Genomic DNA, 13,690 nt, shown 5'->3' on the forward strand with positions numbered 1-13,690 from the left:
TCACCCCTTGCCGGTTCTCCCGGCTCAGCTCCAGACGTTGCCCTGGTTCTGCCCGCGGACACCCTGCTGGCCCATCCCGTACTGCGCGGCGATGCCCGAACCGATCTGGGCGTTCTGCGGCGGCAGCAGTTCACTCGGCTGGACCAGCGCGAACCCGGAACCCATGAAGCTGAGCTCCCAGCCCTCGCCGGTGTTGCCGCGCCGCCGCCAGATGCCGCTGGAGTGCGTCTGGGCCTGCATCTGCACCCGCAGCCCGGTGGACCAGGCGACGATCGCGTCGGCGTCGCAGTTGACGTACTTGTCCGGCGTCACCTGGAGCATCAGCGGCATGCCCGAGGTCATCAGGGCGACCTTGCCGCGGCCGGTGATGTTGAGCTGGTACTTCCCGGAGCCGGAGATGCCGTAGAGGCTGTCGACGGCGATGACCTCGTGGTGCAGCGAGGAGTCCATGGCGAGGACGTAGCTGCTGTCGACGGTGAGCCCGTCCTGGTCGACGTCCACCAGATGGACGTGCTGCTTGAGGTTGGCCAGGTAGACCGTGCCCTGCCCGTGGCAGCGCATCAGGTCCAGGCCCTCGCCCGTGCGGGCGCGATCGCGGGACTGGCTGTTGCTCTGGAACTCCGCGTCGAACTCCACGAGGCCCTGGTAGGCGACCATGGTGCCCTTGCGGGCCAGGATGTCGTCGTGGCCCTCCAGGGTGACGCGCAGCATCTGCTTGTTCTGCAGGCCCCAGCGGTCCTGGGTCTGCTGGTCGGTGTAGGCGAAAAGCGGGCTCTGCATGACGTTTCTGGCTCCCCCTCAGCCCCGGACCCGGAGGCGGTCGGTGCTGTCCTCGCTGGGCTGGACGACGACGATGCCCTGGCCGGAGAAGGCCATCTGGTAGGCCTCACCGCTGCCCCGGCCGATCAGGGACTGCGCCTTGAAGCTGCGCTTGCCCTTCACCTTGAGGTTCGGCGACCAGGCGACGAGCGCGTCCGGGTCGACGTACGTCTCGTCCTCGCCGCCGCCGCAGTCGACGACGATCGGCTTGCCCCGGGAGGTCAGCGCGACCCAGCCCTGCCCGGAGATCTTGGTGTTCCACAGGCCCTGCCCGGCGAACTTCGCCAGCCCTTTGACCCGCTCCACGCCCCAGGTGAGGTGCGCGTCGAAGGCGAGCAGGTTGGTGGCGTTGACGGAGATGCCGTCGCCGTTGAGGTTGATCACGACGACGTTGGCGCCGTAGTCGGCGAGGTAGAGCAGTCCGTCGCCGGAGCACTTCATCAGCGGCGCGCCCTCGCCGGTGGCCCAGTCGCGGGCGATCTGGCGCACGGCCGGCGGGTTGGGCTCGTACTGGATGAACCCCTCATAGGCGACCATCGACCCCACGCGCGCGAGGAGGTCGTTTCCGGTCTGCATGGCGACCTTCAGCATGTGATTGCCGTGGTTGTCCATGCGGGCGGCGACGGGTGCGGGAGCGTAGCCCGCGAGCGGCTGGTTCATGACGGGCTCCCTCAGACCTCGTACGGCTGGACGACGATGAAGTTGCCGGGCGCGCCTCGGAACTGGAGGTTGACGCTCTCGCCGGTGTCCCCGGGGTAGGCGTTGCGGCGCATCCGGACCTGGCTGGAGACGACCACCTGGGAGGCGGCCGACCAGGCGACCACGGCGTTGCAGTCGGCGAACGTGGTGGGTGTGACCGGCAGCACGACGGGCGTGCCGTGGGTCTTGACGACGATCGTGCCGACGCCGGTGAACTGCATGGTGAACAGCGCGCCGCCGGGGATGCCGTGGCCCTCGATCCGCCGGACCTCGTACTGGAGGCTCTCGTCGAAGGCGAGCACGTTCTCCGCGGAGACGCAGATGCCGTCGCCCTGGAGCTCGATCGGGTGAAGCATCGTGGAGTTGTCGGCGAGGAAGACCTGGCCCTGGCCGGTGCAGCGCATCAGCTGCATCTCCTGGCCGGTCGCGTTGCCCGCGATGCGGCCGGCGAATCCGGCGCCCTTGTAGCTGAAGTCGACCTTGCCCTGGTACAGCACCATGCTGCCCTGGCGGGCGAGCACCGGCTGACCGCCGATGCCGAGGTCGACCCGGACCATCTTCTTGTTCTGCTGGGTCCAGCGCTGCCCGGTGGGCGACTCCTTGAACTGCTGCAGTGCGGCCGCGACGCCGGGCGCCTGCCCGCCGCCCTGGGGCATGCCCTGCGGGGCGCCGTACGGCGCGGGCTGGCCGGGGGCCTGGGCGAAGGGGGGCTGCTGGCCGTAGCCGGGCGGCATCGGCGCCTGGGGCGCGTGCGGTGCCTGCGGTGCCTGCTGGGCGTAGCCGGGCGGCATCGGGGCGGCGGGCGCGGCCTGGCCGTACGGCTGCTGCTGGGGCGGCTGGCCGTAGGGCTGCTGCGGGGCGGGCTGGCCGTAGGGCGGCGTCGGGGCCGGGGCGGGCGGCGGGACGGTGCCGCCGGGCGGCGTCATGGGCGCGACGATGGTCGGCTGGGCGTGCATCTGGGGCGCCGGTGCCGGGGCCGGGGGCGGTGTGGCTCCCGGCGGGGGCGCGAAGCCCTGCGCGGCGGGCTGCGGAGCGGGTGCCGGGGCGGGCGCGGGAGCGGGAGCGGGTGCTGGGGCAGGCGCGGGTGCGGGTGCGGGTGCCGGGGCGGCCGGGGCGCCGAAGGCGGGCGGGGCGAAACCGGGGCTGGCGGCGGGCGGGGCCTGCTGCGGTGCCGGGGCCTCCTCTTCGAGGACCTCGCCGCCGAAGTTCCTGAGCAGCGCCTCGAGGCCGCCGTCGAAGCCCTGTCCGACGGCAGCGAACCGCCAGACGTCCTTGAGGTAGAAGTCGCCCAGCATCACGGCACGTTCGGTGGAGAACTCCGCACCGCTGAAGGAGTACCGGGCCACCTCCTCGCCGCCCGCGACGATCCGGAGGTATCCGGGATTCACCTGCGACATCTGTCCGGCGCCGTCGATCGTCGCCGTGAAGGACAGCTTGTGGATCTGCGGCGGGATCCGGTCGAGCGTGACCCGGAAGGACTCCGTGTCCCCCGCCTGGGCGCCGAGCAGCTGCACGGCCTCCTCGGGGGTCTTCGGCTGGTTGAAGAAGACGAAGTACCGGTCGTCGGAGAGCCGTTCGTCGGCGTCGAGCCCGAAGCAGCTGATGTCGAAGCTCAGTCCGGGGGCGGAGATCTGCACACCTACGTACAGATCCGTGCCCGCGGTGAGGTCACTGATCCGGGCCTTGTGGCCCCGTTGGAATTCCCTGGCCATGCGTTACGACCGTCCCCCATCCCGATGTGAGTGCGTCGCGCCAGGCTAACGGCAAAGTCCGACAACGGACGCAGTCGGTACAGAGCCGGTACAGAACCTCCGCCGAGCGGTGCCGGAGACCGCGCGCGGGCCGGTCACGCACCGCGCGGTGCGGGTCACTCCCCGCGCGCGCCGGGCAGATGGGGCAGCCGCTCGGCCGCCACCACGCCTTCGAGGTAGCCCCGGGCCCGCTCGGTGCGCGGGTAGGCCTCCAGCAGCCGCCAGAAGCGCGGCCCGTGACCGGGCACCAGGAGATGGGCCAGTTCGTGGAGGAGCACGTAGTCGACGACGTACTCCGGCATGCCCTGGAGCCGGTGGGAGAGGCGGATGCTGCCCTCGGCGGGGGTGCACGACCCCCAGCGGGTGCTCTGGTTGGTGACCCAGCGGACCGAGGCGGGCCGGGCCCGGCCCTCGAAGTACTGGGCCGACAGCCGCTCGGCGCGCTCGGTCAGCTCGGCGTCGCCCGGGGCGCGCCTGCTCTCCTGGGCGGCCAGCTTGGCGAGCATGACGTTCACCCAGCGCTGCTCCTCGGCCTCGGACATCCGGGCCGGGATGAGCACGATGGTGCGGTCGCCCTCGCGGTACGCGGACACCGTCCTGCGCCGGCGGGTGCTGCGGCGCACCTCGATCGGGCTCGCCCCCGGGCCGCCGGGCGGCTGGCTCGTCGCGCCGCGCTGTGGGGTTCCGGCGCTCTGCAGTGGGTCGGCGGGCACGCCCCGACGTTACCGGTTGTGCCGGGGGGAAGTCCCGGCTCCGGGGGCGGTTCCACTTCGATCGCCCACCGCGCGCTTTGATTTGTACGACTATCACCCAGGGCCTGTGGACAACTTCCGCCGCCCGGCGCCCGTTCCGGGCAAGCTGGCAGGCGTCGACCTTCTCGGGCAACGGGGGCCTGTTATGCATCCGATGGTGAAACCCGCGCTGCGGCGCGGCTGGCGCGACCTCAACACCGTCCAATTCGGGATGACTCCGGCACACGCTCTGACGCTGGGTCCGATGGACCGCGCGACCGGCGGCTTCCTCGATCTCCTCAACGGCACGCGCGGCCTGGAACTCCTGCGCGAGGAGGGCCGGCGGACGGAACTGCCCGACGGGCACGTCGACGCCCTCGTCGGGCGGCTGACCGAGGCCGGGCTGCTCGACGACGCCACCGGCGGCGGTCCGGACGCGCAGGCGCTGCGCGGCCGGACCGAAACGCTGGACCGGCTGCGCCCCGACCTGGCCACGCTGTCGCTGACGACGTCGGAGCCGGGCGAGGCGATCGAGCGGCTGGCCGCCCGCCGCCACCTGCGGGTACAGGTGCGGGGCGCCGGCCGGGTCGGCGCCACGCTGGCGGCACTGCTGTCGGGCGCAGGTGTGGGCACGGTCGACGTGTGCGACGGCGGCCGGGTGGAGCCGTGGGACACGGCCCCGGGCGGCCTGCCCGCCGAGGCCGTCGGCGAGCGTCGGGACGAGGCCGCCCGGCGGGTGGTGCGCCGGGCCGCACCGGACCGCCCGCCCCGCCGGCGCCCACGCTCCCCCGCGCAGGAGGCCGACCCCGGCTTCTCCCTGGTGATCCTCGCCCCGCGGGACGATGTCACCGTCCACGCCCCCGGCCCGGACACCGCCGCTCCCCTGATCGCCTCCGGCACCCCGCATCTGTACGCCGGGGTGGTGGAGGGGACCGCCGTCGTCGGCCCGCTCGTCCTGCCCGGGGAGACCGGCTGCGCGGGCTGTCTGCACGAGGCCCGCACCGACCGGGATCCGGCCTGGCCGCGACTGGTCGCCCAGTGGCGGTCGGGCGGGCAGCGCGCCGTGCGGCCCTGTGACCTGGCGCTGGCCACCACGGTGGCCGGGCTGGCGGCCGCGCACGCGCTCACCTTCCTGGACGGGCGGACGCCCTCCAGCGCGGGCGCCCGCTGGGAGGCCTCCCTCCCCACGCTCCAGTGGCACCCGAGGCCCGTTTGGGCACACTCCGCCTGCCCGTGCGGGGCAGCGGAGAAATCTCACGGTCGACAGGCCTCAAAGGACGGGGCCGCACACGCGACAATGGCGGAGCAAGGGTCGTCAACGCGGGTTCGCCGTCCGGCAGGCGCGGCGCGGCCGGCTGGGACTTGGAGGGCGCATGTCTGATCTTCCCCGGAAGGCGGTCACCCGGACCGCCAAGCTCGCCGCGCTCCCGCTCGGCTTCGCCGGCCGCGCGACCTGGGGCCTGGGCAAGAGGATCGTCGGCGAGTCGGCGGAGATCGTCGGGCGCGAGCTGCAGCAGCGCACGGCGGAACAGCTCTTCAAGGTGCTCGGGGAGCTCAAGGGCGGCGCGATGAAGTTCGGGCAGGCCCTGTCCGTCTTCGAGTCGGCGCTGCCCGAGGAGGTCGCGGGCCCCTACCGGGCGGCCCTGACCAAGCTCCAGGAGGCCGCGCCGCCGATGCCGACGCGGACCATGCACACCGTGCTCGCGGAGCGGCTCGGGGAGGACTGGCGCGAGCTGTTCCTGGAGTTCGACGACAAGCCGTCGGCGGCGGCATCGATCGGCCAGGTGCACCGCGCGGTGTGGCGCGACGGCCGTGAGGTCGCGGTCAAGGTGCAGTACCCCGGAGCCGGCGAGGCCCTGCTCTCCGACCTCAACCAGCTCAGCCGCTTCGCCCGGCTGCTGGGACCGCTGATCCCCGGCATGGACATCAAGCCGTTGATCAGCGAGCTGCGCGACCGGGTCTCGGAGGAGCTGGACTACGGTCTGGAGGCGCAGGCCCAGCAGGTGCACGCCGAGGAGTTCGCCGACGACCCGGACGTGGTGGTGCCCGCCGTGGTCCACCAGTGCGAGCAGGTCCTGGTCACCGAGTGGATCGACGGCATCCCGCTGTCGGAGATCATCTCCGACGGCACCCAGGAGCAGCGCGACCGGGCCGGCCAGCTCCTGGCCCGCTTCCTCTTCTCCGGTCCCGCCCGCACCGGACTGCTGCACGCCGATCCGCACCCGGGGAACTTCCGGCTGCTGCCGGGCGGCCCGGCCGGCAAGGAGGACTGGCGGCTGGGCGTGCTGGACTTCGGCACGGTCGACCGTCTCCCGGGCGGTCTGCCGACCCCGATCGGCGAGTCCCTGCGCATGACCCTCGACGGCGAGGCCCAGGCCGTCTACGACCTGCTGTGCGCGGAGGGGTTCGTCAAGGAGTCCATCGACCTGGACCCGGACGCGGTGCTCGACTACCTGCTGCCGATCATCGAACCGGCGCAGGCGGAGGAGTTCACCTTCGCCCGCGGCTGGATGCGCAGCCAGGCGGCCCGGATCGCCGACATCCGCTCCCCCGCCTACCAGCTCGGCAAGCAGCTCAACCTGCCTCCGGCGTATCTCCTGATCCACCGCGTCACCCTGAGCACCATCGGTGTCCTGTGCCAGCTGAACGCGACGGTCCGGCTGCGCGACGAACTGGAGGAGTGGCTGCCGGGCTTCGTGGAGGAGCTGCCGGAGGAGGAGGCCGCGGAGGCGTGAGCGCCGGCCTCACCACCAGGCCGAGTCCAGGCGTCCTTCGATCGCTCTGAGGTTCTGCCGCGAGCAGGTGTCGCAGAAGTACTGGCGGACGCCGTTCTCCACGGAGCACGTCCAGGTGGGCCGCGGGCCGTCCGCCGGGGTGCCGCAGCGAGCGCACACGATCGGTCCGGGCTCCCTCGCGGAGCCACCTTGGTCACTGCTCCCGGGAAGACTCGTCACCTGGTGACGATAACGCCGAGATCGGCCGATCCGGGGACACAACGCACCGCGGGGGCCGGTCCGTTCGGACGGACCGGCCCCCGCGGGAAGCTTTCGCCTCCCGAGAACCGGGAGGCCGCCGCTCATGGCGTGGTGGGTTACTGCATGACGGCGAGGGCGAGCGCGCGGCGGGCGCGCAGCGAGGCGCGCTCCGCCCGGCGCTGCATCCGGCGGGCGGCGGCCAGGCTCATGGCCCGGCGCTCCCGCTGCGCCTCATGCAGGCGGTCGTGCATATGCGCACGAGCCAGGGCTTCTGGAATGAGTTGCATCTCTCGGGTCCTGTTCTGACGCGAGGTGGTCGCGCCGGTGGGGGTGAAGTCTGGAGTTGCGGAGCCGGTGGGCTCGCTGGCGGACGGCTTCATCGGGGCCTGCTTCTTGGGGTCGTGCGTGAGGGGACGGTCGATCGTTCCTGCGAATGCGATGTTCATGCCGAGACCGGGTTCTTGCGCGGGCGGCCACGCGGCCGCTTCCGGGCGACGACGACACCCTGCACGAACAGCTCGCCACCCCAGACGCCCCAGGGCTCACGCCGCTCCTTGGCGCCGGCGAGGCAGGCCTCCATCAGCGGGCAGGTGCGGCACAGGGACTTGGCGTACTCGACGTCGGCCGGCGACTCGGCGAAGAAGACCTCCGGGTCGTACGAGCGGCAGGGGACGGGTACGCCGAGGTTCTCGATGGCGTCGTCGAGCGCGGTGAGCGCGGTGAGCGGGATCAAGGTGGAGTCCTCCGTGAGGCCGGGCGGGGGGATCGTTTCGGAAGGCGGTACTGACGGGGCGTGCGCTTCGAGTTGCACGGATCGTTTTCCTCGTCTGGTCGTTCCGGTCGGGTGTGACCGGTTGGCGGCTGGTACCGGGTTCTCTTTTCCTGTCCCGAGGCCCCTTCGCCCTGTCGCCCACGTACGTGGGCAAACAGAAGGGCCGCGGATCCCGGATGGGGTTCCGCGGCCCTGAAGGCGCCGGCCTGATCGCCGATCAGGCTGGATCACTCCAGGGTTCTGGCCCACGGAAGGCCCACATCTGGTGGTGCTGCGTCGTCTGCTTCCGGAATCCGGCACCGGTCGCCGTAAAGGCATAGGCATGTGCCTGGGCCTCTACTGCCGCTTCCAGTGCCTTGGTCGGTCGCACATTCCGCTCGCGGACGGGAAGACCCGCGAGGGACGGAGAGGACGCCGGACGGACGGCACGAATGCCGGACAGACCGGTGCCCTGGTCCGAGGCGCCGAGCATGCACAGGGAGGCGACGACCGAGCGATCGGTCATTTTGGCGGTGCTGATGGAGCTGCTGTTGATGCTGATCACTGGACTCGCCTCCTCTCGGCGTCTCGGGGGACCGGGGTGAACCGGTCCTACGGATATGCAAGTACAACACGGAAGCGGGGCCTTGGAGAAGGCCGCCGTTCCCACGGCTAAGAACCTATGGGGCTTGCTGGGGCATGCGCAAACTATTTTTTCGACGAGTTCGTATCAGTCCCGATCTTCTTCGCCGCCGAGCTGCCGGCCTGCGCAGATCGCCAGCACATCGGCCCCGTAGCGGTTGAGCTTGCGTGTCCCGACGCCGGGGATCCGGGCCAGTTCGCCCGCCTCGTCGGGGACGGTCTCCGCGATCGCCATCAGGGTCTTGTCGGTGAAGACGCAGAACGCGGGCTGGCCGCTGCGCCGCGCCTGGTCCGCACGCCAGTCGCGCAGCCGCTCGTACAGCCCCTCGTCCATGTCGGAGGGGCAGTCCTCGCAGCGCAGCAGCTTCAGCTCGCCGGCGTCGGTGAGGGTGCGCCCGCAGACCCGGCAGCGGGCCGGGGTGCGCCGGGTGCGGCGCGGGGCGGTCTGCGACCGGCCCGCGAGACCGCGTTCGACGCCGCCGGCGCCGCCCGGTCCGCCGCGGCCAGCCGCGGCGGCCGCGCCCGAGCCGGGGCGCAGCCCGTCGAGGAACCGGCTGGGGCGGCGGCTGGGGCGGCCGCCGGGCGAGCGGGCGAGCGACCAGGAGAGATGGAGACGGGAGCGGGCGCGGGTGACGCCGACATAGAGGAGGCGGCGCTCCTCCTCTATCTGCTCGTCGGTCTTGGCGTAGGTGATCGGCATCATGCCCTCGGCGACCCCGACCAGGAAGACGACGTCCCATTCCAGGCCCTTGGCGGAGTGCAGGGAGGCGAGGGTGACGCCCTGCACGGTCGGGGCGTGCTGGGCGTTCGCCCGCTCGTCGAGTTCGGCGACGAAGTCGGCGAGGCCGGCACCGCTGCGGGCGGCGGCGAAGTCCTGCGCCAGGTTGACCAGCGCGGCCAGGGACTCCCAGCGTTCTCTGACGGCGCCGGAGCCGGCTGGGGGCTGCGGGGTCCAGCCGTCGGAGGAGAGCACCGCGCGGACCTGGGAGGGCAGGTCGACGGCTGCGTCGAGGGCCGAGTCGTTGCCGCCGAAGCGGGCCGCGCCGCGCAGGGCGATGCCCGCCTTGCGGACCTCGGGCCGGTCGAAGAACCGCTCGGCGCCCCGCAGCTGGTAGGGGATGCCGAGGTCGGCGAGGGCCTGTTCGTAGGTCTCGGACTGGGCGTTGGTGCGGAACAGGATGGCGATCTCGCCGGCCGGGATGCCCGAGGCGATGAGGTCGCGGATGCGGCGGGCGGCGCCCTCGGCCTCGGCGGGCTCGTCGGTGTACTCCGCGTAGCCGGGTTCCGGGCCGGCGGGGCGCTGGGAGACGAGTTCCAGCCGGTGGTCGGCGGCTCGGCCCCGGGCCTGCGCGAGCAGACCGTTGGCGAGGTGGACGACCTGGGGCGTGGAGCGGTAGTCGCGGACCAGCTTGACGACGGTGGCGCCGGGGTGGCGGGTGCGGAAGTCGAGGAGGTGGTCCGGGGTTGCTCCCGTGAACGAGTAGATCGTCTGGCTGGCGTCGCCGACGACGCACAGGTCGTCCCGGTCGCCGAGCCAGAGGTCCAGCAGGCGCTGCTGGAGGGGGCTGACGTCCTGGTACTCGTCGACGACGAAGTGCTGGTACTGGGCGCGGACCTGCTCGGCGATGTCCTGCCGGTCCTGGAGGACGGCGACGGTCAGCAGCAGCACGTCCTCGAAGTCGATGACCGCGCGGTTGCGCTTGACGTCCTCGTAGGCGGCGTAGAGCTGGGCGATCTCGGCGGCGTCGCGTGGGGTCTCGCGGCCGGCCTTCGCGGCTGCCAGCGCGTAGTCGGAGGGCACGGTCTGGGTGACCTTGGACCACTCGATCTCCGCGGTGACGTCCCGCAGCTCGCCCCGGTCGAGGCGGATGCGGCAGGCGGCGGCCGCGTCGGCGACGAGCTGGATCTTGCGGTCGACGAGCCGGGGCAGGGAGCCACCGATCGCTTTCGGCCAGAAGTACTGGAGCTGGCGGAGGGCCGCGGAGTGGAAGGTGCGGGCCTGGACGCCGGTCGCGCCGAGCTGGCGGAGCCGGCCGCGCATCTCTCCGGCCGCGCGGTTGGTGAAGGTGACGGCGAGCACGCTGGACGGCTGGAGGATCCCGGCCCGCACCCCGTAGGCGATGCGGTGGGTGATCGCGCGGGTCTTGCCCGTGCCGGCTCCGGCCAGGACGCACACCGGGCCGTGCAGCGCGGTGGCGACCTCGCGCTGCTCGGGGTCGAGCCCTTCGAGCACCGCGTCGGCCGTGTCCGGGACGCGCGGGAAGAGAGGGGAGTGCGTTGCTGCTGTCACACAGCCATGCTGCCAGGTCGCCGGAGACGGCCGAGCCGGTTGTCCACAGGCGGACCCCGTTAGTCGTACTAATCACTCGTGGCGGGGCCGGGTGCGGGAATGGTGGCGGTTTCAAGTACGTTCACCCTTCTGCGACCACCCGTCCCCCGAGCCGCCGAGGAGCGCCGAGAATGCCGGGCACTGTGACGATGTACAGCACCACGTGGTGTGGCTACTGCCGTCGGCTGAAGAGCCAGATGGACCGCGAGGGCATCGCGTACGACGAGATCAACATCGAGCAGGACCCGCAGTCCGCCGCCTTCGTGGAGAAGGCGAACGGGGGGAACCAGACGGTGCCGACCGTGCTGTTCCCGGACGGGAGCACCCTGACCAACCCGTCGCTGGCGCAGGTCAAGCAGAAGATCGGCGTCTGACGGACGCCTGCCGCGACCTGATGAAGGCGGCCCCCGGGATCTCCCGGAGGCCGCCTTCTCGCATCCGACGGCGCGGCTCGGCGGCCGCGGGTCGGATGACGCGGCTCAGATGACGCTGCGCGTCGGCAGCGGCTTGCCGTACCAGAGCTCGATCAGGCGGGCCGCGATCGAGATGCCGTAGGGCGGCAGCACCTCGCCGGAGTCGAAGGCGGCGCCCAGCTCGTCGCGGGAGAACCAGCGGGCCTCGTGGATCTCGTCGCCGTCGACGTCGATGTCCGTGGAGGTGGCCCGCGCCATGAAGCCGAGCATCAGGCTGGACGGGAAGGGCCAGGGCTGGCTGGCGACGTACTCGACCTGGCCGACGGCGACGCCGGCCTCCTCGAAGACCTCGCGGCGCACCGCCTGCTCGATGGACTCGCCCGGCTCGACGAAGCCGGCGAGCGTGGAGAAGCGGCCCTCGGGCCAGTGCACCTGGCGGCCGAGCAGGATGCGGTCGTCCTCGTCGGTGACCGCCATGATCACCGCGGGGTCGGTGCGCGGGTAGTGCTCGGCGCCGCAGGCCGGGCAGCGGCGGATGTGGCCGGCTGCGGCAATCGCGGTGCGCTCGCCGCAGCGGGAGCAGAAGCGGTGGGTGCGCTGCCAGTTCTCCAGGCCGACGGCGTGCACCATCAGTCCGGCGTCGCGCGGCGACAGCAGCAGGCCCGCCTCGCGCAGGCCGGCCGGCCGCGCGGACTGGTCGATACGGCCGGGCAGCGAGTCCTTCTGGAGGGCGAAGTAGCTGACGCCGTCCTCGTCGATGCCGAGGAAGTAGCGGTGCGCCTCGGTGAGCGGGGCCTCGAAGGACGGGGTCATGACGAGTTCGGTACGGCCGTCCGGCGTCTCGTCGATGAGGACCTGACCGCCGGAGACCACGAAGCAGCGGGTGGTGGGGTGGCTCCACGCCGCGGCGAGCCAGGCTTCGTCGAGCCGGTGGTGGGCGGCGCGGTCGATGCCGCTCGGGGCGGTGAGCGAGATGGGTCGGTCGGCTGTGTGGTCGGTCCAGGTGGTCACGGGTGCTTCCAACTCCCCCGGTGCAGCGGTTTGTTTCGGCGGGCGGTTCGGCGGGTCGTACGTGCGGGAGGCGACCGGGTCCGGCAGGGCTCGGTGGTGCGGGGCGGCCCTTCCAGTGTGCCCCGCGCGGGCGGGCGCTCCGGACGGCTCGGCGGGGTCAGGGGGCATGGCGCCAGTTCGCCGCGAGGTCGCCCCACAGATAGGCGCCGGCCTCGGCGCCCTTGAGGAGCAGATCAAGCTCGACCTTCTCGTCGGGGGCGTGCCAGCCGTCGGACGGGACGGAGATGCCCAGGAAGAGGACGGGGGCGCCGAGCACTTCCTGAAGGTCGGCGGCGGGTCCGGAGCCGCCCTCGCGGGTGTAGCGGACGGCGGTGCCGAAGGCGCGGCCCATGGCGCGGGTCACGGACTGCAGGGCCGGGTGGTCCAGCGGGGTCAGGCACGGGCGGGTGCCCGCGGAGAAGGCGATCTCGTGCCGGATGCCGGCCGGCAGCCGGTCGGCGGCCCACGCTCGGACGGCCGCCTCGACGTGGTCGAGGTCCTGGCCCGCCACCAGCCGGAAGGAGAGCTTCACCATGGCCGTGGACGGGATGATCGTCTTGCTGCCGGGGCCCTGGTAGCCGCCGCCGATGCCGTTGACCTCGGCGGTGGGGCGGGCCCAGACGCGCTCCAGGGTGGTGTAGCCGGCTTCGCCGTGGGTGGCGTACGACTTCGCGGTGCGCAGCCACCGCGTCTCGTCGAAGGGCAGCTCGGCGAAGAGTTCGCGCTCGCGGTCGGTGAGCTCCACGACGCCGTCGTAGAAGCCGGGGATCGCCACGCGCCCGTGCTCGTCGTGCAGGGCGGCGACGAGGCGGGCGACGGCGGTGGCCGGGTTGGGCACGGCGCCGCCGAAGGAGCCGGAGTGGATGTCCTGGTCGGGGCCGTGCAGCCGGATCTCGCACTCGGCGAGGCCGCGCATGCCGGTGCACACCGTGGGGGTGTCCTCGGACCACATGCCGGTGTCGGAGACGATCACGACATCGGCGGCGAGCCGGTCGGCGTGCTCCTCCACGAGGGCACGGAAGTGCGGCGAGCCGGACTCCTCCTCGCCTTCGACGAGCAGCTTCAGATGGACCGCCGGGACGCTGCGGCCGGTGGCGGCGAGGTGGGCGCGCAGACCGAGTGTGTGAAAGAACACCTGACCCTTGTCGTCAGCGGCACCGCGCGCGTAGAGCCGGTTCTCGCGGACGACGGGCTCGAAGGGCTCGCTGTGCCAGCCGTCCTCACGGGCGGCGGGCTGTACGTCGTGATGGCCGTAGACGAGGACGGTCGGCGCCGCGGGGTCGTCGGAGGGCCACTCGGCGTAGACGGCCGGTGCGCCCGGGGTCTGCCAGACCTCGGCGGTCGGGAAGCCGGTCTCCTTGAGCTTGCCGGCGAGCCAGTCGGCGCTGCGCCGCACGTCGGACGCGTGCTGCGGCTGGGCGGACACCGACGGGATGCGCAGCCACTCCGCGAGGTCGTCCAGGAAGGCGGCACGGTGCTGGTCGATGTACGTACGGACGGCGCTGTCCGGGGTCTGGCTCATGGTCACGA

The 13,690-nt window shown here is 72.4% G+C and carries 14 protein-coding genes; 3 read left to right on the forward strand and 11 right to left on the reverse strand.

Annotated elements, in window-relative coordinates:
- Nucleotides 1-24: 24 nt before the first annotated feature.
- The 4 genes from ABT232_RS06695 to ABT232_RS06710 form a co-directional block, all read right to left on the reverse strand.
- Entirely contained in the window at nucleotides 25-780 is a 756-nt protein-coding gene (locus ABT232_RS06695) for an AIM24 family protein (protein ID WP_351836818.1), read from the reverse strand.
- An 18-nt stretch (nucleotides 781-798) separates the two neighbouring features.
- Nucleotides 799-1,479 carry an AIM24 family protein gene (locus ABT232_RS06700; RefSeq protein ID WP_351836821.1) on the reverse strand — a complete coding sequence of 227 codons (681 nt, stop codon included), beginning with the start codon at nucleotides 1,477-1,479 and terminating at the stop codon, nucleotides 799-801.
- 11 nt (nucleotides 1,480-1,490) lie between these two features.
- Nucleotides 1,491-3,230: a TerD family protein gene (locus tag ABT232_RS06705; protein WP_351836823.1), complete on the reverse strand. Its 1,740-nt coding sequence runs from the start codon at nucleotides 3,228-3,230 to the stop codon at nucleotides 1,491-1,493.
- Between the two features lie 155 nt (nucleotides 3,231-3,385).
- The gene (locus tag ABT232_RS06710) at nucleotides 3,386-3,982 is read right to left on the reverse strand and encodes a M48 metallopeptidase family protein (protein WP_351836825.1); all 597 of its coding nucleotides are present in this window, start codon (nucleotides 3,980-3,982) and stop codon (nucleotides 3,386-3,388) included.
- A gap of 184 nt (nucleotides 3,983-4,166) precedes the next feature.
- Here ABT232_RS06710 and ABT232_RS06715 point away from each other — a divergent pair, with 184 nt between their 5' ends.
- Together ABT232_RS06715 and ABT232_RS06720 are read left to right on the forward strand one after the other, a co-directional pair.
- The gene (locus ABT232_RS06715; protein ID WP_351836828.1) at nucleotides 4,167-5,381 is read left to right on the forward strand and encodes a TOMM precursor leader peptide-binding protein; all 1,215 of its coding nucleotides are present in this window, start codon (nucleotides 4,167-4,169) and stop codon (nucleotides 5,379-5,381) included.
- A complete protein-coding gene (locus ABT232_RS06720) occupies nucleotides 5,374-6,735 on the forward strand; it encodes an ABC1 kinase family protein (protein WP_351836830.1) in 1,362 nt (453 codons plus the stop codon). Before ABT232_RS06715 ends, ABT232_RS06720 begins: the two co-directional genes overlap by 8 nt.
- A 9-nt stretch (nucleotides 6,736-6,744) precedes the next feature.
- Here ABT232_RS06720 and ABT232_RS06725 read toward each other — a convergent pair whose 3' ends face one another.
- The 5 genes from ABT232_RS06725 to ABT232_RS06745 all read right to left on the reverse strand — a co-directional run bounded on the left by ABT232_RS06725 (nucleotide 6,745) and on the right by ABT232_RS06745 (nucleotide 10,658).
- Nucleotides 6,745-6,954, reverse strand: coding sequence for a hypothetical protein (locus ABT232_RS06725; RefSeq protein ID WP_351836831.1), 210 nt, complete (start codon nucleotides 6,952-6,954; stop codon nucleotides 6,745-6,747).
- 137 nt (nucleotides 6,955-7,091) lie between these two features.
- On the reverse strand, nucleotides 7,092-7,421 hold the full coding sequence (locus ABT232_RS06730; protein ID WP_351836834.1) for a putative WhiB-interacting protein: 330 nt from the start codon (nucleotides 7,419-7,421) through the stop codon (nucleotides 7,092-7,094).
- Complete coding sequence (locus ABT232_RS06735; protein WP_351836836.1) at nucleotides 7,418-7,786, reverse strand: WhiB family transcriptional regulator; 369 nt, start codon at nucleotides 7,784-7,786, stop codon at nucleotides 7,418-7,420. The genes ABT232_RS06730 and ABT232_RS06735 overlap by 4 nt, the downstream gene beginning before the upstream one ends.
- Before the next feature lie 178 nt (nucleotides 7,787-7,964).
- Nucleotides 7,965-8,291, reverse strand: a complete 327-nt coding sequence (locus tag ABT232_RS06740; RefSeq protein ID WP_351836839.1) for a hypothetical protein — start codon at nucleotides 8,289-8,291, stop codon at nucleotides 7,965-7,967.
- Nucleotides 8,292-8,456: 165 nt separating this feature from the next.
- On the reverse strand, nucleotides 8,457-10,658 hold the full coding sequence (locus ABT232_RS06745) for an ATP-dependent DNA helicase UvrD2 (protein ID WP_351836842.1): 2,202 nt from the start codon (nucleotides 10,656-10,658) through the stop codon (nucleotides 8,457-8,459).
- A 170-nt stretch (nucleotides 10,659-10,828) separates the two neighbouring features.
- Between ABT232_RS06745 and ABT232_RS06750 the strand changes: the two genes are divergently transcribed.
- Nucleotides 10,829-11,071, forward strand: coding sequence for a mycoredoxin (locus ABT232_RS06750; RefSeq protein WP_351836843.1), 243 nt, complete (start codon nucleotides 10,829-10,831; stop codon nucleotides 11,069-11,071).
- Between the two features lie 105 nt (nucleotides 11,072-11,176).
- Here the strand turns inward: ABT232_RS06750 and nudC are convergent, their stop codons facing one another.
- Nucleotides 11,177-12,121 carry an NAD(+) diphosphatase gene (nudC, locus tag ABT232_RS06755; RefSeq protein ID WP_351836846.1) on the reverse strand — a complete coding sequence of 315 codons (945 nt, stop codon included), beginning with the start codon at nucleotides 12,119-12,121 and terminating at the stop codon, nucleotides 11,177-11,179.
- 157 nt (nucleotides 12,122-12,278) lie between these two features.
- The gene (locus ABT232_RS06760) at nucleotides 12,279-13,682 is read right to left on the reverse strand and encodes a dipeptidase (protein ID WP_351836847.1); all 1,404 of its coding nucleotides are present in this window, start codon (nucleotides 13,680-13,682) and stop codon (nucleotides 12,279-12,281) included.
- Nucleotides 13,683-13,690: the final 8 nt, after the last annotated feature.

Origin of the sequence: Streptomyces sp. NPDC001532 (genome assembly GCF_040298625.1) — a bacterium.
Classification (GTDB): Bacteria; Actinomycetota; Actinomycetes; order Streptomycetales; family Streptomycetaceae; genus Streptomyces.